This window comes from Meiothermus sp. (assembly GCF_025060375.1).
Classification (GTDB): Bacteria; Deinococcota; Deinococci; order Deinococcales; family Thermaceae; genus Meiothermus.
Genome location: NZ_JANXCG010000062.1, coordinates 21,267 through 38,701 on the forward strand (window position 1 = coordinate 21,267; position 17,435 = coordinate 38,701).

General features: G+C 64.7%; 13 protein-coding genes. 6 read left to right on the plus strand and 7 right to left on the minus strand.

What is annotated here, in order from left to right:
- Together NZ849_RS07845 and NZ849_RS07850 are read right to left on the minus strand one after the other, a co-directional pair.
- Positions 1-534 carry a GerMN domain-containing protein gene (locus tag NZ849_RS07845; protein WP_295405870.1) on the minus strand — a complete coding sequence of 178 codons (534 nt, stop codon included), beginning with the start codon at positions 532-534 and terminating at the stop codon, positions 1-3.
- Positions 531-1,763 (minus strand): N-acetylmuramoyl-L-alanine amidase, encoded by a 1,233-nt coding sequence (locus NZ849_RS07850; protein ID WP_295405872.1) that lies wholly within the window; start codon positions 1,761-1,763, stop codon positions 531-533. Before NZ849_RS07850 ends, NZ849_RS07845 begins: the two co-directional genes overlap by 4 nt.
- 189 nt (positions 1,764-1,952) lie before the next feature.
- Between NZ849_RS07850 and aspS the strand changes: the two genes are divergently transcribed.
- From aspS to NZ849_RS07865, 3 genes are read left to right on the plus strand one after another with little or no spacing between them, the layout of a single operon-like run.
- Entirely contained in the window at positions 1,953-3,695 is a 1,743-nt protein-coding gene (gene aspS, locus NZ849_RS07855) for an aspartate--tRNA ligase (protein ID WP_295405874.1), read from the plus strand.
- Between the two features lie 15 nt (positions 3,696-3,710).
- Positions 3,711-4,622 carry a PhzF family phenazine biosynthesis protein gene (locus tag NZ849_RS07860; RefSeq protein WP_295405876.1) on the plus strand — a complete coding sequence of 304 codons (912 nt, stop codon included), beginning with the start codon at positions 3,711-3,713 and terminating at the stop codon, positions 4,620-4,622.
- Positions 4,619-5,431 (plus strand): HAD family hydrolase, encoded by an 813-nt coding sequence (locus NZ849_RS07865; protein ID WP_295405878.1) that lies wholly within the window; start codon positions 4,619-4,621, stop codon positions 5,429-5,431. The genes NZ849_RS07860 and NZ849_RS07865 overlap by 4 nt, the downstream gene beginning before the upstream one ends.
- Positions 5,432-5,523: 92 nt before the next feature.
- Here the strand turns inward: NZ849_RS07865 and NZ849_RS07870 are convergent, their stop codons facing one another.
- From NZ849_RS07870 to fsa, 3 genes are all read right to left on the minus strand, one after another.
- Positions 5,524-6,705, minus strand: a complete 1,182-nt coding sequence (locus NZ849_RS07870) for a peptidoglycan DD-metalloendopeptidase family protein (protein WP_295405879.1) — start codon at positions 6,703-6,705, stop codon at positions 5,524-5,526.
- A 93-nt stretch (positions 6,706-6,798) separates the two neighbouring features.
- Positions 6,799-8,076 (minus strand): transcription termination factor Rho, encoded by a 1,278-nt coding sequence (gene rho / locus NZ849_RS07875; protein ID WP_295405994.1) that lies wholly within the window; start codon positions 8,074-8,076, stop codon positions 6,799-6,801.
- A gap of 75 nt (positions 8,077-8,151) precedes the next feature.
- Positions 8,152-8,802: a fructose-6-phosphate aldolase gene (gene fsa / locus NZ849_RS07880; protein ID WP_295405881.1), complete on the minus strand. Its 651-nt coding sequence runs from the start codon at positions 8,800-8,802 to the stop codon at positions 8,152-8,154.
- Between the two features lie 425 nt (positions 8,803-9,227).
- Here fsa and ileS point away from each other — a divergent pair, with 425 nt between their 5' ends.
- The 3 genes from ileS to NZ849_RS07895 all read left to right on the plus strand — a co-directional run bounded on the left by ileS (position 9,228) and on the right by NZ849_RS07895 (position 13,888).
- Positions 9,228-12,509, plus strand: a complete 3,282-nt coding sequence (ileS, locus tag NZ849_RS07885; protein WP_295405883.1) for an isoleucine--tRNA ligase — start codon at positions 9,228-9,230, stop codon at positions 12,507-12,509.
- Between the two features lie 156 nt (positions 12,510-12,665).
- Positions 12,666-13,100 (plus strand): SufE family protein, encoded by a 435-nt coding sequence (locus NZ849_RS07890; RefSeq protein ID WP_295405885.1) that lies wholly within the window; start codon positions 12,666-12,668, stop codon positions 13,098-13,100.
- A 2-nt stretch (positions 13,101-13,102) separates the two neighbouring features.
- Positions 13,103-13,888 carry an RNA methyltransferase gene (locus NZ849_RS07895; RefSeq protein ID WP_295405887.1) on the plus strand — a complete coding sequence of 262 codons (786 nt, stop codon included), beginning with the start codon at positions 13,103-13,105 and terminating at the stop codon, positions 13,886-13,888.
- Here the strand turns inward: NZ849_RS07895 and NZ849_RS07900 are convergent.
- Together NZ849_RS07900 and lon are read right to left on the minus strand one after the other, a co-directional pair.
- Complete coding sequence (locus NZ849_RS07900) at positions 13,881-14,867, minus strand: ribose-phosphate pyrophosphokinase (RefSeq protein WP_295405889.1); 987 nt, start codon at positions 14,865-14,867, stop codon at positions 13,881-13,883. The two genes, NZ849_RS07895 and NZ849_RS07900, sit on opposite strands and share 8 nt — an antisense overlap.
- Before the next feature lie 59 nt (positions 14,868-14,926).
- A complete protein-coding gene (gene lon / locus NZ849_RS07905) occupies positions 14,927-17,365 on the minus strand; it encodes an endopeptidase La (protein ID WP_295405892.1) in 2,439 nt (812 codons plus the stop codon).
- Positions 17,366-17,435 lie beyond the last annotated feature (70 nt).

A 17,435-nucleotide genomic window follows, 5' to 3' on the forward strand; every position in this document is an offset into this window, starting at 1 on the left:
CTAGGGGCGCTTGAAGGGGTCGAGAAGGGAGAGGTGCCCCAGGCTTTCCACTTCCTGTCCTGCCAGCAGAAACCTGACCTGCTGCACCTCCTTGAACTCCAGCAGGGTATTGGCAATGCCGTAGATGAGCAGGGTCTCACCCGCAGCACCGAAGCCTAGGCCCCCGTAGGCAGAGGGCAGATCCACAATGGCAGTGCCATCGCGCAAGAAGACCGTAGGAGCAGGGGTTCCGGCAGGAACCAGAGGGGCCGCACCGGGAAGCTGGGGCCCCTTGACCAGCTCCTCCAGGGCCCGACCAAGGAGGTACTCCCCCTCGGCTACCTGAATGGTGCGCTCCTCTACCACCAGGCCATCCTGAGCGTCCTTAGCGAAGTAGAGCCGGAGGGTGCGGGTGCTGTGGTCCTGAACCTGGGGTCCAGAGGGCAGGTTGAGGGGCTTAAACTCCGAGGACTCCTGGGTGGCCCACAGGGCCAGAACCCCCAGCAGCAAAACCAAGAGCCCCACCAGGTTGGTCAGGCTAAGCCACCCCTTCATCGGCTACCTCCGAGGCCCAGGTAAGAGGCGATCGCCTGGGCAATCGCGGCCGCTGTCTGGTCCCGCCCTTGAGGGGTGCGGAGCCCCTCAAAACCGACCTCCACCAAAACCGCCGCACCCCCTGCCAGCGACAGCACGTACATTGCGTCCTGGCTTACCTGGGCTACCACCCCCTGGGCCGCAAACCCCTCCAGCATGGCCTGGGCCAGGCGCGCCGAGGAGCCCGAAGGGGCCACGTAGCGCTCCAGCAGCTCTCGCTGAGCGCCAGGGGCGCGAAGGAGCTCGCGGCCCCTTTCTATGAGGCGCAGGGTCTGGATCTCGGGATGGGTATAGACCGTGGTCCGCCGCCCTGCAGCAGCATGCAGGCTTACGAAGACCTGGGCAGTGGAGGCATACTGGGCGCGCGCCAGCAAGGGAACGCTGCGGTCCGCTTCCCGGGTCAGGATAACCTCTAAGCCACGGGCCTGCAGCAGCCCCCTCAGCCGCAGGCCAAGGCTCAGGGTCAGATCCTTTTCCCGCAGCTCGCCCACCCTTACCCCCACATCACTCCCCCCGTGGCCTGGGTCCAGCACCACCCGGACAGCCCGGCGAACCTCCCCCCTCTCCACGACAACCTGGCGCGGAAGGTAGAAGAGGCGCAGCGGCCCCTCCCCTTGGGGAAGGCGGACCTCGGTGCCCCACTCTGCCTGACTGAGGCCAACGGAGGGGTCAGGAGGGGTATCCGGAAGTTGCTGAACCCCAATCAGGGCCACGCGCGGAGGGTTCCCCGGAAGGAGCCGGGCCTGCACCTCCCGGTCAAAGCGCAGGGTATAACGCTCTACCCCCCCCGCGGCAACCCGCTCCAGGCCGAGCAGTCGGGCTGGGTGCAGGGCAAGGACTGAGGCACCGAAGTCGGTGCGGTAGTAGAGGTCCAGCCGACGGGCCAGCTCCCGCACCGGGACCCATAGCTCTCCTTGGTGGCGGTAGGCCACGGATGAACGAGCAGCTTCAGCTTCCTGGGCGGTGATCTCAAAGGCCGCCACCCGGCTTCCCAGGCTCAGGTAGAGCTGTTGCGGCGTCTCCAAATACCCAAGACCCAGGGCGTCCGCGATCAAGCGGGCCTGACCATAGACCTCCGCGCCCCCCGGGCGGACAACCCGGCCCTCCTGGGCCCCCACCCGCAGGAGGTTTTCGTACTGGGCCGAGGTGGGGCCGAGGGCGAGCAGAAGGAGGATGAACACACGCCACATCCAGACACCGCCGCCTCAGTTTTACTGAGGGGAGGGCTCAAGCGCAAGGTCAAGGCCTCACAAAGCCACCCAGCGGGGTTGGCTGAGGAAGGGAAATTGGCCCACCAACACCGCACAGCAGGACAAGACCTCCCAACCTCTGGTTTTTCCCCTCTTGAGAAGCCTTCACAAAGGGGTATGCTAAAGCCCATGCGCCGGACGCTTTACTGCGGGGAATTGCGAGAAGAACACGCTGGCCAAAGGGTAACCCTGGAGGGTTGGGTCAACCGAAGACGCGACCTGGGTGGGCTCATCTTCATAGACCTGCGCGACCGCGAGGGGCTTGTCCAGGTCGTTGTGAGCCCCGAGGCGCCCTGCTTTGCCGAGGCCAGCCGGGTCCGGTCGGAGTGGGTCATCCGGGTGGAGGGGGTGGTGCGGAACCGCCCAGCTGAGCAGGTCAACCCGAGAATCGCAACCGGTGCAGTGGAGGTGGTAGCCCAGGGCCTCGAGGTGCTGGCCGAGGCCCGAACCCCCCCCTTCCCCATCGACGCTGGCTGGCGCGGGGAGGAGGACCAGAACGTCGCCGAGGAGGTGCGGCTCAAAAACCGGGTGGTGGACCTGCGGCGCAAGCGTCTGCACGACAACCTGCGGCTGCGCCACAGGGTCATCGCCGCCATCTACCGCTTCCTGGACGCGGAGGGCTTCATCAGCGTGGAGACCCCCTACCTGACCCGCTCTACCCCCGAGGGAGCCCGGGATTTTCTGGTGCCCTCGAGGCTCGAGCCGGGCCACTTCTACGCCCTGCCCCAGTCGCCCCAGCTCTTCAAGCAGATGCTGATGGTGGCAGGCTACGACCGCTACTTCCAGATTGCCCGCTGCTTTCGCGACGAAGACCTGCGGGCCGACCGGCAGCCCGACTTCACCCAGCTCGACATGGAGATGTCCTTCGTGGACCAGGAGGACGTCATCGAACTCAACGAGCGGCTGGCTGCCTACGTCCTGCGGGAGGCGCTGGGGGTGGAGCTGAGCCTGCCCTTTCCACGCCTTTCCTACGCTGAGGCCATGAACCGCTTCGGCTCAGACAAGCCTGACCTGCGCTTCTGCCTGGAGCTCCAGGACGTAACCAAGGTGTTCAAGGGCGGGGACTTCCGGGCCTTTGCGGAGGCCGAGGTGGTCAAGGCCCTGGTGGTCCCCAAAGCGCTCAGCCGCAGGGAGATTGAGGAGCTCGAGGCCATAGCCAAGGCCAAAGGGGCGGCCGGGCTGGCCTGGGCCCGCCTGGAAAACGGAGTGCTTACCGGCGGAATCGCCAAGTTCATCCCCCCTGCGCTCCTGGAGGCGGTGGCCGTCTCGGAGGGGCAGACCCTCCTGTTTGTGGCCGGCCCCTGGCGAAAGGCGGTGGAGAGCCTGGGGGTGGTGCGGCTCGAGCTGGGCAGGCGGCTTGGGCTGATTGAACCCGGCTTCAAGTTCCTGTGGGTGGTGGACTTCCCCCTTCTGGAGTGGGATGAGGAGGCTGGGCGGTGGACCTACATGCACCACCCCTTTACCAGCCCCAACCTGGACGACCTACACCTGCTGGAAAGCCAGCCTGGCAGGGTGAGGGCCTACGCCTACGACCTCGTGCTCAACGGCAGCGAAATCGGCGGAGGCTCCATCCGCATCCACCGCCGGGACCTGCAGGAGCGCGTCTTTGCCCTCCTGGGCATCGGCCCAAAGGAAGCCCAGGAGAAGTTCGGGTTCCTGCTCGAGGCCCTCTCCTACGGCGCCCCACCCCACGGGGGTATTGCCTGGGGGCTGGACCGCTTCGTGGCCAGCCTCGCAGGTGAGGAGTCCATCCGCGAGGTCATCGCCTTTCCCAAGAACAAAGAGGGCAAAGAGCCCCTCACCGGCGCCCCTGCTCCAGTGGAAAGGGCCCAGCTCGAGGCCCTGGGGTTGCAGCTGAGGGGTGAGGGATGAGGCAGGAGGTGTCCCGTGGGTAGCCCCCGGGTAGCCTACAAGCTGGTGGATGCCTTTACTGAGGTGGTGGGCGGCGGCAACCGGGTGGCCTTGGTGCTGGATGCGCGGGGGCTCGCTACAGAGGAAATGCAGCGGGTATCCGCCCAGCTTGGGGAGGCCCAGGCCGCCTTCGTCACCGACTGGGACCACACCAGCTTCGAGGTGCGCTTCTTCACCGCGGGCGGGGAGGTGGAGTTCAGCGGGCACGCCGCGGTAGCCCTGACCCACAGCCTAGCCCAGGAGGGGCGGATCAAGACCCCGCAAACCCTCCTCCGAACCATAGGCGGCCCCCTCACGGCCCGGCTCGAGGACCGGCTGGCCTTGGTGCAAAGCCCAACCCCCCGCTTCCGCGACCCGCCAACCTGGCGAGCGCTTCAGGAAATCACCGAGGTACTGGGGGCCAACGAGCGTTACCTGCACCGCGGGCTCCCCCACGGCATTACCTTCACGGGGCTGTGGACGCTCTTCGTCCCAGTGGTGGCGCCTGGCCTGGTGGACGCGCTGGAGCCGGAAATGGAGCCTCTAAGTCGTCTCTCGGCCGAGCTGGGGGTAGCCGCAGTCCACGTATACGCCCCCATCGGACCCAGGCGCTTCTACGCCCGCACCTTTGCCCCGGCCCTGGGCATCCCCGAGGACCCGGTCACTGGCTCCCCCAACGCCGCCCTTGGGGCCATGCTGGCCCGGGCAGGGGTGGTGCCCCGCTGGGAGGGGGAGGTGCGGCTTAACGTGGTGCAGGGGCACCGGGTAGGCGGGCCGGGCGAAGTGGAGGTTCGGGTCAGCTATGGACCGGCAGGAAACATTCTGGCCATCTACATCGGGGGAAGGGCCGTGGTTGCGAAGAGCGGATGGCTCGAGCTGGGGGCCTCCCCTGGCACAGGAGGGCTATGAGCCGGATTCAGCTGGTGCTGATCGACGTGGACGGCACCCTTCTCGGCCCCTCGGGCGTCCCCGAGTGCGCCTGGGAAGCGGCCCAACAGGCTCGCCAGGCTGGTCTTCACCTGAGCCTGTGCACCGGCCGCCCAGGCCGGGGTTTCGCCCTGGAGTACGCCAAGCGGCTGGACCCCCAGGGCTTCCACGTCTTTGAGTCGGGGGCAGTGGTGGTCTCGGGCCAGGGGGAGACGGTCAGGGCCTCAGGCCTGCCAGAGAAGGCCTACGCCAGGCTCCTCGAGCTGAGCCGAAGGCACCGCATCCCCTTCGAGGTCTACACCGCTCAGGGGGGTTTCTATCGCGAGTCCTCCCACCCCGACCTGCACCAGCACGAAGCCATGCTAGGGTTTGCGGCAGAGGAGCTCCCTCTCGACAGGGTCCCCGGTGAGGTCATCCGGGTTCAGTATGTGTGGCGTCCCTCCCCTGCCTGGGAAGCGGTGCGGCAGGGCATCCTGGAGATCCCAGGGATAGAGCTACACGAGGCCACCAGCCCGGGAATGCCGGGGGTAGGGTTCAGCTCCGTGACCGCAGCAGGGGTCTCCAAGCGCAGCGCGGCCGAGTGGGTGGCAAGGCGCTTGGGCCTCTCCTTGGCCCAAGCAGCCATGGTGGGCGATGGGGAGAACGACCTCGAGCTCATAGAGGCCGCCGGTCTTGGCATCGCCATGGGCAATGCCCCTGAAAAGGTCAGGCGGACCGCTCGGCGGGTAGTGAAGCGGGTGGAGGAGTGTGGGCTGGCCGAGGCACTGGCGCTGGCATGGGGACTAAAGTGATTTTATTCACGATTTTTCTCGGTTGGGAAAATTTTATCTAATACCTGCACCCCACAACCAGCTAACCCCCGCCACCCGATGGGGGGCAGGGGCTAAGGCAGGAAAGCCAGGGGGTTGCGGGGAACACCCCCCACCCTCACCTCAAAGTGAAGGTGAGGACCGGTGCTCCAGCCAGTAGAACCGACATAACCGATGATCTGACCACGCTCCACCCACTGCCCAGGGCGCACCGCAATCCGGGACATGTGGCCGTAGAGGGTTTCCTGACCCCCGCCATGGTCCAGCACCACATGAAGCCCATAGCCAAACCGGCTCCAGCCGGCCACCCCCACCTGCCCCGCACGGGCTGCGTAGATGGGTGTGCCCACCGGGGCAGCCAGGTCTATACCGGTGTGGAAGCGCTGGAAAGCCCCCCGGCGGCCAAAGTAGGTGGTTACGGTAAAGCTGGTCATAGGCCACCGGTACCCCGCAGCGGCCACCACCGCGTTGGCCCGACGGAGCTGAGGCTGACCCTGTGCTGGGGAACGCGTCTGGAGCCGGGCCTGACGCTCGGCCATCTGCCTACGCCGGGCCTCCTCCTGCCGGCGGCGCTCCTCCGCAAGCCGGCGGCGCTCTTCCTCGCGCGCCTTCCGCTCAGCCTCCTGGATTTGCAACAGCCGCTCGTAGGTAGCCCTGGCCTGAACCCCTGGCAACAGCACCAGATCGCCTGGTCCCACCTCCGTAGGAGAGGTCAGCCCGTTGGCTCTGGCCACCACCAGCAGGGGCACCCGATAACGCTGGGCCAGATCGTGAATGGTCTCCCCTGGTCTGAGCCGCACCAACAGGCCAGGCTCACCGGTGGGGATGTAAAGGGTGGAACCCACCTCGAGCCGGTCCAGGCTCTTTAGGTCTGGATTGGCCGAAACCAGACCCAGCAGGGTCAGCCCAAAACGTCGGGCAATGGACTCGGTGGTGTCCCCAGACCGCACGACGTAGGGCCGCACCCCTGGGGGCAGCCGGACCTGGCTGGAAGCGTCATCCACCAGCGGGATGCGCAAAAGCTGACCAGGCCGCAAATGGTCGCTCTGAAGGCCGCTGCTGTACATGATGGCCCGAAGGTCCACGCGGTAGCGATGGGCAATCGCAGCCAAAGTATCACCGGGCTGCACAGTGTAGAGCACCCATCCCTTGCGGGCCGGAGCGTCTACGGTGATCTTGGTTCCGGGTAGATTGGGCTGGAGCAGGCCGAGAACCCCCGTAGCCAGCACACCACCCAAGACTTCGCCGATGGACAAAGCCAACCTCCTTGCGGGGTGGGGCCGCAAGACCCCAATTCGGAAACTCAGGGGTAGCCCCAGGGTTTCCGGCGACTTCCGCAGGGAGTATACCTACTTACCCCCCAAGGACGCAAGGAACTCCTTGTTGGACTTGGTCCGGTAAAGCCTCGCCAGCAGCATTTCCATCGCCTCGGCAGGGTCCATGTCGGCGAGCACCTTGCGAAGAAGCCACATTTTCTGCAACACCTCCTCCCCCAAGAGGAGCTCCTCCCGACGGGTGCCCGATTTCAAAATGTCTATGGCTGGGAAGATGCGGCGCTCCTCCAGGCGGCGGGACAGGTGCAGCTCCATGTTGCCGGTGCCCTTGAACTCCTCAAAAATCACGTCGTCCATGCGGCTACCGGTCTCCACGAGGGCCGTAGCCAGAATGGTCAACGAGCCACCCCCGCGGATGTTGCGGGCTGCCCCCAAGAACCGCTTGGGGAAGTGCAATGCGGCGGAGTCCAGACCGCCCGAAAGGGTGCGGCCGGTGGGTGGGGTTACCAGGTTGTTGGCCCGGGCCAAACGGGTGATGGAGTCCAAAAGGATGAGCACATGCCCTCCCTCCTCCACAATGCGGCGGCTGCGCTCGTGGACGAATTCCGCCACCCGAATGTGGTTCTGAGGGGGTTCGTCAAAGGTGGAGGCGATCACCTCGGCCCCCTCCACCGACTCGCGAAAATCGGTCACCTCCTCCGGGCGCTCATCAATCAGGAGAACGATAACCTTGATGTCGGGCTCGTTCTTCAGCACCGCCCGGGCAATTTTCTTGAGTAGGGTGGTCTTGCCGGCCTTTGGCGGGGCCACGATCAGACCCCGCTGCCCCCGGCCAATGGGGGCCAAGAGGTCAATTACACGGGTAGAGGCCTCCTCCGGCGTGGTCTCTAGGATGATCTGCTTGTCGGGGAACTGGGGGATGAGGTCGTCAAACCTGGGGCGCTTAGCAGCAGCCTCGGGGTCAAGGTTGTTGACCGCCTCCACCTTCATCAGGGTTCCGTAGCGCTCGTGCTCACGGGCTGGACGGGCCCGACCCACCACATAGTCCCCGCTGCGGAGCTGGTACTGCTTGATGAGCCCTGCCGAAACGATGACCGTGCGGGACTCGAGGTCGTAGAGGTTCTCCTGTAGGAAACCGTAGCCATCGGGGCTTATCTCCAGGTACCCCTTGGCGATGACCAATCCCTCCTCGCTGGCTTCCCGCGAGAGCAAAAGCATGACCAGCTCATCTTTGGAGAGCTTCTTGTAGTTGGGAATCCCGGCCTCCGCCGCGAGCAGGTGCAGCTCAGGCAGAATGCGGTTGGCCAGTTCCTGGTAGCTTAGGGGAACGTTGCTCTGCGGTTTGCGGCGAATCTTCTTCCCAGTGCGGGTTACCGTAACCTGGGCTTCGGCGTTCTCAGCAGGGGTGGTCTTGGGCATGGGAGACTCCTAGAAGCTTGCACTCGCTCTGGCCCAGTCCCTAAGGAAGGCCTCGAGGCCTGCCTCGGTCAGGGGGTGCTTGATAAGCTGCTGGAAAACCCGGGCGGGCATGGTGGCGATCTGCGCGCCCATCCGGGCCGCCTCGGTCACGTGGCGAGGGTGCCGAATAGAAGCGGCCAGGATTCGGGTGCTGATCCCCTGCACTCGGTATATCTCGGCAATCTCCCGAATGAGCCCCATCCCGTCCCAGGAGATGTCGTCGATCCGACCCAAAAACGGGGAGACGCACCAGGCCCCAGCCTTTGCGCACAAAAGGGCCTGGTTTGGGGAAAAGACGAGGGTCATGTTGACCCGAACGCCCTCCGAGGAGAGGGCTTTGCAGGCTTTCAGACCGTCTACGGTGGTGGGTAGCTTAACCACCACGTGCGGGTCTATTCCAGCCAACCTCCGCCCTTCAGCAATCATCTCCGGAGCGCTGGTGGCGACCACTTCCGCCGAAACCGGCCCCTGCACCACCTGGCATATCTCCTTGATGGTGGGCTCCAGGGGACGGCCCGTCTTGGCAATGAGGGAGGGGTTGGTGGTTACCCCGGAGAGCACACCCCAGGCCGCAATCTCCCTTATCTCGCTCAGTTCCGCTGTGTCCAGGTATAGGTCCATTGAGTCCACTCCTTACCAGCCTTCCCGCATGGGCGCACTTGTGCGGATGAATAGGTCGAGTATAGCGCCGACCTCGGATGGGAAGCAAGGTTGTTGACGTGGGGATTAGCGGCTTGCTACCATGCAGGCTAGCCGGTTGCCAGCAGTGGAATATAGCACAGGCGGCAACCCGTGTAAAGGGCAGGGACGAGTAAGCCCCCAAGGCCCAAGCAGCGAGCCCGGGAGGGTGCGAGCCGGGCGGCAACCTGGGCGCTGAAAATCCCCCTGCTTAACCCGGGAAGAAAGGGAAGCCCCGAGTAGAACCCGGCGGGAGCGCCCGAAACAGCGCAGAAGAGGGCCCGGGACAGCCCCGGGAAGTGCGGTGGTACCGCGGGAGTTCTCTCGTCCGCACCCGGCAGGGCGCGGTTTTTGTTTAAGGAGCAGGTATGGTGGAGGAGAAAAAACCGTTTCAAGCAGTAGGCGAGCCCAACTTTCCCAGGCTTGAAGAGGAGGTTCTTCGCTTCTGGAAGGAACACCGCATCTTTGCAAAATCGGACGGGAAGGAGGCCCCCAAAGGGGAGTTCGTCTTCTACGAAGGCCCCCCCACCGCCAACGGCCAACCCGCCATGCACCACGTGCTGGCTCGAGCCTTCAAGGACATCTTCCCCCGCTACAAAACCATGCGCGGCTACCACGTCACCCGCAAGGGAGGATGGGACACCCACGGGCTTCCGGTAGAAATTGCGGTGGAGAAGAAGCTGGGGGTGCTGGGGCGTAAGTCCCTGAGCCCGGAACAAATCGCCGAATTCAACCAGCAGTGCCGGGAATGGGTCTTCGCCAACATCGAGGACTGGAACCGCTTCACCGAGCGGATGGGGATGTGGCTTGACCTGGAAAACGCCTACATCACCTACACCAACGAGTACATCGAGTCGGTCTGGAACCTGCTGAAACGGATGTGGGACCGGGGCATGATCGTCCGGGACTACAAGGTGGTGCCCCTTTCCCCCCGCATCTCCACCACCCTCTCGCAAAACGAGATTGCCGACGGCTACCGGGAGGTAGACGACCCCAGCGTGTACGTGCGCTTCCCCTTGAGGCTGGAGACCACCCCCAAGCCGGTGCGGGATAGCCTGGAGGCCCAGGGAATACGCCTGGAAGAGCTGGAGGGCCTCGCCATCCTGGTCTGGACCACCACCCCCTGGACCCTGCCCTCCAACACCCTGGCCGCGGTCCATCCGGAGATGGACTACGCCCTGGTTCGCTCCCCCTCGGTGGGCTACTTGGTGCTGGCCAGCCAGGCGGTGGAGCGGGTGGGGGCGCTGCGCAAGGAGGGGCTCGAGGTGCTCGCCCACCTTAGGGGTGCGGAAATGGAAGGGTGGGAGTACCTGCCCCCTTTTCCAGAGGTGTGCGTGGAGCTGGGCGTGGTGAGGACCCAAGGGGAGCGGCGGGAGGATGGGAAGCCGGTGATGCACTTCATCGCCTTGGCCGAGTTTGTGACCGCCGAGGACGGTTCCGGCGTGGCCCACCAGGCGCCTGTGTACGGGGCGGAAGACCTGGAGATAGCCCGCAAGTACGAGGTTCCTCTCCTCTTTGGGACCGATGAGTACGGAATTATGCAGGTTACCGAGGAGCGGGGCAAGTTCTTCAAGGACGCTGACAAAGGCCTGATTCGCTCCCTGAAGGAGCGGGGCCTGCTCTACCACGCCGGGCAGATCCGCCACCGCTACCCCTTTCACGACCGCACCGGCGACCCCATCCTCTACTTTGCCAAGCCGAGCTGGTACATCAAGACCTCCAACTTCCGGCAGGAGCTCTACGAGAACAACGAGAAGATCAACTGGATTCCCCCCCACATCAAGCACGGCCGGTTCGGCAACTGGCTCAAGGACAACGTGGACTGGGCGATCAGCCGAGAGCGCTACTGGGGCACCCCGCTGCCCTTCTGGGTCTCCGAGGACGGCTCGGAGTACATCTGCGTGGGCAGTGTGAAGGAGCTCTCGGAGCTGGCCGGGAGGGACCTGAGCGGCATAGACCTGCACCGCCCCTACGTGGACGAGATCACCTTCGTAAAGAATGGAAAGACCTTCCGGCGGGTACCAGAGGTTCTGGACGTATGGTTCGACTCCGGGGCCATGCCCTACGCCCAGTGGCACCTGATGCTGGACGAAAAGGGCCAGCCCCTACCCGGAACCGAGGAGAACTACCGCCTGTGGCGGCGCCACTTCCCTGCGGACTACATCTGCGAGGCCATCGACCAGACCCGCGGCTGGTTCTACTCCCTCCACGCCATCTCCACCCTGCTCTATGGGGAGCCCTGCTTCAAAAACGTAATCTGCCTGGGCCACCTGGTGGACGAAAAGGGCCACAAGATGTCCAAGAGCAAGGGCAACGTGGTGGAACCCTTGCCGATGTTCGACAAGTACGGGGCCGACGCGGTGCGCTGGTACCTCTTCACCGCCTCTGAGCCGGGGGAGCAAAAGCGCTTCTCCGAGCGGCTCGTCCAGGAAGCCCAGCGGGGCTTTCTGGGCACCTTGTGGAACGTCTACAGCTTCTTTGTGCTCTACGCCAATCTAGACAGACCGAACCTACAAAGCCGTCCAGAGGTCCAAAAGAGGCCGGAGATGGACCGCTGGCTGGTAGCCCGCCTGCAACAGCTCATCGAGCAGGTTACCGAGAGGCTCGAGGTCTACGATGCCCGCGGTGCAGGCAAGGCCCTGGAGGCCTTCGTGGACGAGCTTTCCAACTGGTACGTGCGGCGCAACCGGCGGCGATTCTGGAAAAACGAGGACGCGGCTGACCGCGAGGCGGCCTATGCCACCCTGTGGGAAGCCCTGGTCACCCTGGCAAAGCTCACCGCGCCCTTTACCCCCTTCATCGCCGAGGCGCTGTGGCAGAACCTGGTGCGGTCGGTGGAGCCCGAGGCCCCTGAGTCGGTGCACCTGGCTGAGTGGCCTGAAGCAGACCCCCAGCTCAAAGACACCACCCTGCTGACCCAGATGGGGGCGGTGGTGCGGGTGGTGGGTCTGGCCCGGTCGGCTCGAGCGATAAGCGGTGTCAAGACCCGGATGCCCCTACCCAGGCTCCTGACCACCGCTCCCAGCGAGACCGAACGGGAAGGGCTGAGCCACTTCGCGGACGAGATCGCCGAGGAACTCAACGTGAAGCAGGTAGAGGTCCTGGAGCTAGGCGAGGAAGTCCTCTCCTACCGGGTGCTGCCCAACTTGCCGCTGCTGGGGAGGAAGTACGGCAAGCGGGTGCCGCAGATCCGAGCTGCACTGGCCGAGCTGGACGGCCGCATGGTGGCCCAGACGGTTAAGGCTGGCCGCAGCCTGAGCCTGGAAATCGAGGGTGAACGGGTCGTGCTGGAGCCCTCGGAGGTGCTGTTGGAAGCCCTTTCGCCAGAGGGTTTCACCGCCCAGGAGGAGGAGGGGTACCTGGCCGCCCTCGAGGTGCGCATAGACGAGGCGCTCTTCTTGGAAGGCCTAGCCCGCGATCTCATCCGGCTGGTGCAGCAGGCCCGCAAGGAGATGGGGCTGGCGGTTTCGGACCGCATCCACCTAACCTACCAGGCCCAGGGCAAGTACGCCGAGGCGCTTAGGCAGCACGGTTCTAGGCTTCAGGAGGAGACCTTGGCCCTCTCCCTCCTGGAGGGCGAACCCGCCGGCTTCGTCACCGAGCTTTCCGACGAGGAGGGCACCGTTCGCTTTGGACTGAGCAAGGCCTAGGGCAAAAACGGCCGAAGGCCAGGGAGGAAAACCTTCGGCCGCCTTGGTGTGCCTACCTGGGCGGTGGCAAGGCTTTTATACCCTCGATGCGGAGAGCCGACTAGGGAAAAAAGTCCCCATCTCGAAAACCAGGGGAAAAACCTATATCCTGGGCGTATGGCCGAGGAACGGCTGGCCCAGCTGCCCCCCAGGTTGCAAAACGTGGTCAAGGCTTTAGGAAGCGTGCCCAAGGCGCTCAAAACCGAGATGCTTCTGGAATTCGCCAGGAAAATGCCCCCCCTGCCGGAAGGGATGAAGGGGAAGCTCGAGCAGGTGCACGAGTGCACCACCCCCTTCTTCGTGCACGCTGAGATAAGGGACCGGCGGGTTCACCTCTACTTCGACGCCCCCCAAGAGGCCCCTACAGTGCGGGCCTTCGCAGGGATGCTGGCCGAGGGGCTGGAAGGGGAAAGCCCCGAGGCCGTGCTGAGCGTCCCGGAGGACTTCTACACCCTGGCCCGACTGGAGGAGGTGATCACCCCCCTGCGCCTGCGCGGGCTCCAGGCGGTGCTGATGCGCATTAAGCGGCAGGTGCGGGAGGCCCAAGGCTAGGGATGCGGATTACCTCCACCGCCAACCCCCGCATCAAGGCCGCCGCGGCGCTCAAGGAGCGAAGGGCTCGAGAGAAAACGGGGCTTTTCCTGATCGAAGGGGCGAGGGAGATAGGGCGAGCCCTTCAGGCGGGCCTTGATTTTGTAGAGGCCTACCGGGGAGAGCGCCTAAGCCCGGAGGAAGCTCGGTTGGCGGCAGCGCTGGAACCCCGGCTTCCCCTGATCCTGGCCTCTGAAGCCGTCCTCAAAAAGCTCAGCAACAGGGAAAACCCCGCGGGCCTGGTAGCCCTGGCCCGAATTCCCAAGGCCACCTTGGCCGGGTATACCCCTCCCAAAAACGCGCTGGTGCTCCTGGCGGTGGGGATAGAAAAACCCGGCAACCTGGGGGCCATCCTCCGCTCCGCCGAGGCCGCTGGGGCCAGCGCAGTGCTGGTGGTAGGGGGAACTGACCTGTACAACCCGCAGGTCGTGCACAACTCTACAGGAGCTGTCTTCAGCCTGCCCTGCTTCTCCGTAGACGAAGAGGAAGCCTGGGGCTGGCTAGAGCGGCACCAAATCCCCCTCGTGGCGACCACCCCCCATGCAGAAAAAACCTACTGGGAAGCTGAGCTGAGGGGCGCAGTAGCCCTGGCGCTGGGCCCCGAGCATGAAGGGCTGGGCCCCGCGTGGCTGGCTCGAGCCGCCTCACGCATACGGGTGCCCATGTGGGGCCAGGCCGACAGCCTGAACGTTTCGGTCACCGCAGCCCTCGTGCTCTACGAGGCCGCCCGTCAGCGCAACCTCAGATAAGAACGCTCACCGATTGGTTGGTGTGCACCCGCCGGATGGCCTGGGCCAGGAGGGGAGCGGTGGGCAGGATGGTGTAGCCCAGGTCGGGGCTCAGCGCGATGGTATCGGTAAAGACCACCTCCCGGATGGCCGGGTGGGCCAGGTTCTCGCGGGCGTTTCCCACCAGGACCGCGTGGGAGGCCATCACAACCACCTCCGGCGCCGCCCCTGCCGCCAGCAGGGCCTCCACCCCTCGGCGTATGGTGCCGCCCGTGGAGATGATGTCGTCGATAATCAGGGGGCGCTTGCCTGCCACATCCCCGATGACGTAGCTGACCTGGGTCTCTAGGGGTCCGGTGCGACGCTTGGCCAGGATGGCCAGGGGCAGATTGAGGCGCTCAGAAAGCCTGCGGGCCTGCTCGGCCCGACCTGAATCGGGGGAAACCACCACCGCGTCCTGGGTCAGCCCGCGGCCCTCCAAGTACTCAGCAAAAAGCCGCACCGCAGAGAGCTCATCCACCGGATGGTAGAAGAAGCCCTGAATCTGCGGGGCATGGAGGTCCACGGTAATCACCCGGTGGATACCCACATGCTCGAGCAACCCCGCCACCAACCGAGCGGTGATGGGCTCGCGGCCCTGGGTCTGCTTGTCCTGCCGGGCGTAGCCGAAGTAGGGGATTACCGCATTGATCCGGCCTGCGCTGCTGCGGCGCACCGCATCGGCCAGAACCAAAAGCTCCATCAGGTTGTCGTTGACAGGGGGAGCGGTGGGCTGGATAAGGTAGACGTCGTCCCCCCGGATGCTCTCCTGCAAGCGCACCCGCACCTCGCCGTCGGGGAAGCGCTCCACCACGGCCTCCCCCAGGCGGACCCCCAGGGCCTTGGCGATGGCCTCAGCCAGGGGCCGGTTGGCGTTCCCGCTAAACAGCTTGACCTGCCCGCCCCCCACCGCCTCCACACCAGGGGCAGGCCGCCCCTCGGTCAAGAAAGCTCCACCCATACCCCCTCCTAGCACCCACGCCTTCCGCCTCAGTATACCCAGCAAACCAGAGGGAAAGGCTAGGCCCGGGCTGCTGGCTGTACCTTAGACCGGCGGGCCTTTTTGGGGGCAATAGCCCGAGCGGTAAGGGCTGAAAGCCCTCCCACCAAGGCCCAATCCAGCACCTGGTCCAGATGCTCAGCAAAGTGGAACTGGAGGCTCTGGCGCAGGTAGGCGGGTATATCGGAAAGGTCGGGCTGGTTGCGCTTCGGAAGGATGACCTCGCGGATGCCAGCCCGCCTGGCCCCCAGAACCTTTTCCCGAACCCCTCCAATAGGCAGAACCCGGCCGGTCAGGGTAATCTCACCGGTCATGGCCACATCATTGCGCACGGGAACCTCGGCCAACGCAGAGACCAAGGCCGCGGTGATGGCCACCCCTGCCGAGGGCCCCTCCTTGGGCACCGCACCCGCCGGCACGTGGATGTGGATGTCGGTCTGGTCAAAACGCTTCAGGTCAATGCCAAAGCGCAGCGCGTTTTTCTTGGCGTAGGAGAGGGCCGCGCGGGCCGACTCCTTCATCACCTCACCGAGCTGGCCGGTGAGGATGAGGTTGCCCTTGCCCGGCATCAGGGCCACCTCCACAAAGAGGATGTCGCCTCCCACCGGCGTGTAGAACATCCCCGTCGCCATGCCCACCTGGGGCTCCCGGGCCTCCGACTCAGGCTGGTAGCGGGCAGGCCCCAGGTACCTCTCCAGGTCGTCCTCGCCGATGCGCACCCGCTTCTTGCCGCCCTCCAGAATGACCCGGGCCGACTTGCGCAAAAGGGCCCCAATCTCCCGCTCCAGGTTCCGCACCCCAGCCTCACGGGTGTAGTGGGTGATAAGCCGCATCAGGGCCGCCTCGGTGATGTGCACCTGGTTCTCCCTGAGGCCGTTCTCATGGAGCTGGCGAGGCAGCAGGTAGCGCTTGGCGATCTCCAGCTTCTCCTGTTCGATGTAGCTGGTGAACTCGATGAGCTCCATGCGGTCAAAAAGGGGGGTGGGAATGTGCTCGGGAAAGTTGGCAGTGCAGATGAAGAGCACCTCGCTCATGTCAAAGGGCACCCCAAGGTAGTGGTCGGTGAACTCCTTGTTCTGGGCCGGGTCCAAAAGCTCCAGAAGGGCCGCCGCTGGATCGCCTTGGTAGGAAACCCCTAGTTTATCCACCTCGTCCAGCAGGATGACCGGGTTCTTGCTACCAGCCTGCCGCATTCCCTGAATGATGCGCCCCGGCATGGCCCCGATGTAGGTGCGCCGGTGCCCCCGGATATCCGACTCGTCCCGAGCCCCTCCCAAGGAGATGCGGTGGTACTTGCGGCCCAGGCTTTTAGCGATGGATTTGGCAATGGAGGTCTTCCCCACCCCGGGGGGGCCTACGAAGAGCAGGATGGGGCCCTTAGCCGCCTCCTCAGGGGGAATCTCGCCCTTCTGCTGACGCTCGAGCTTGAGCTTGCGCACCGCCAGGTACTCCAACACCCGGTCTTTGACCTTCTCCAGGCCGTAATGGTCCTCGTCCAGGATGCGCTTGGCCTCTATCAGGTCGATCCTGTCCTCCGTGCGGGTGTTCCAGGGAAGGTTGACAATCCAGTCCAGGTAGGTGCGCACCACACTGGCCTCGGCCGAGTCAGGATGCATGCGAGCAAAGCGCGAGAGTTCGCGTTCAACCTCGCCTCGAACGCTTTCAGGCAGGTTGAGGGCCTCGATTTTCTGGCGGAACTCCTCCACCTCCATCTCGCCCTCTTCCCCGTGCAGCTCGCGCTGAATGGCCTTCATCTGCTCGCGCAGGTAGAACTCACGCTGGTTCTTGTCGATCTCTTCCCGCACCTGCTGCTGGATGCGCCGCTGGGTCTCTATGAGGTCGAGCTCAGCGTCCAAAAGGACGGCCACCCGCTTCAGCCGCTCGGTCACGGAGGGCTGAGCGAGGATCTGCTGCTTGTCCTCTAGCTTTAGCTCGAGGTGGAAGGCAATGTAGTCAGCCAGCTGCACGGGGTCTTCCAGGTTGAGGATGACCTGGGCCACCTCTGGAGGAACCAGCCTACCCTCCTTGAGGAGGCTCTCAAACCGCTCCCGCACCTCGCGGAAGAGAGCCTTGAGCTCGGTCTCCTTGCCCATGACCTCAGGCAACCGCTCCACCTCAGCCTCGAGGTAGCCTTCCTGCCTGCGGTACTGCAGGACTCGAACCCGGGCAAAGGCCTGCACCAGCATCTGGACCGAACCATCGGCGTTTTTGCGCATCCTCAGAATGTTGCAGGCCGTCCCCACCTCAAAGAGGTCCTGGGGGCCCGGCTCCTCTACCTCCTTATCGCGCTGGCTCACGATGAGGATGACCCTCTCCTGGGAGAGTGCAGCCTCAATGGCCCGAATTGATATCGGCCGGCCCGCGTCAATGGGCATGACCATGGTGGGGTAGATGACCGAACCGCGCACCGGGCAGACCGGGAGGGCAGTGGGAATGGGGTGGTTGGTGGTCCTTTCCATCTGGATTCCTCAAGAGCGCACAGCGGAATTACTACTTTAGGGCCCTCAGCCCTCATCTGCAAGGTACATC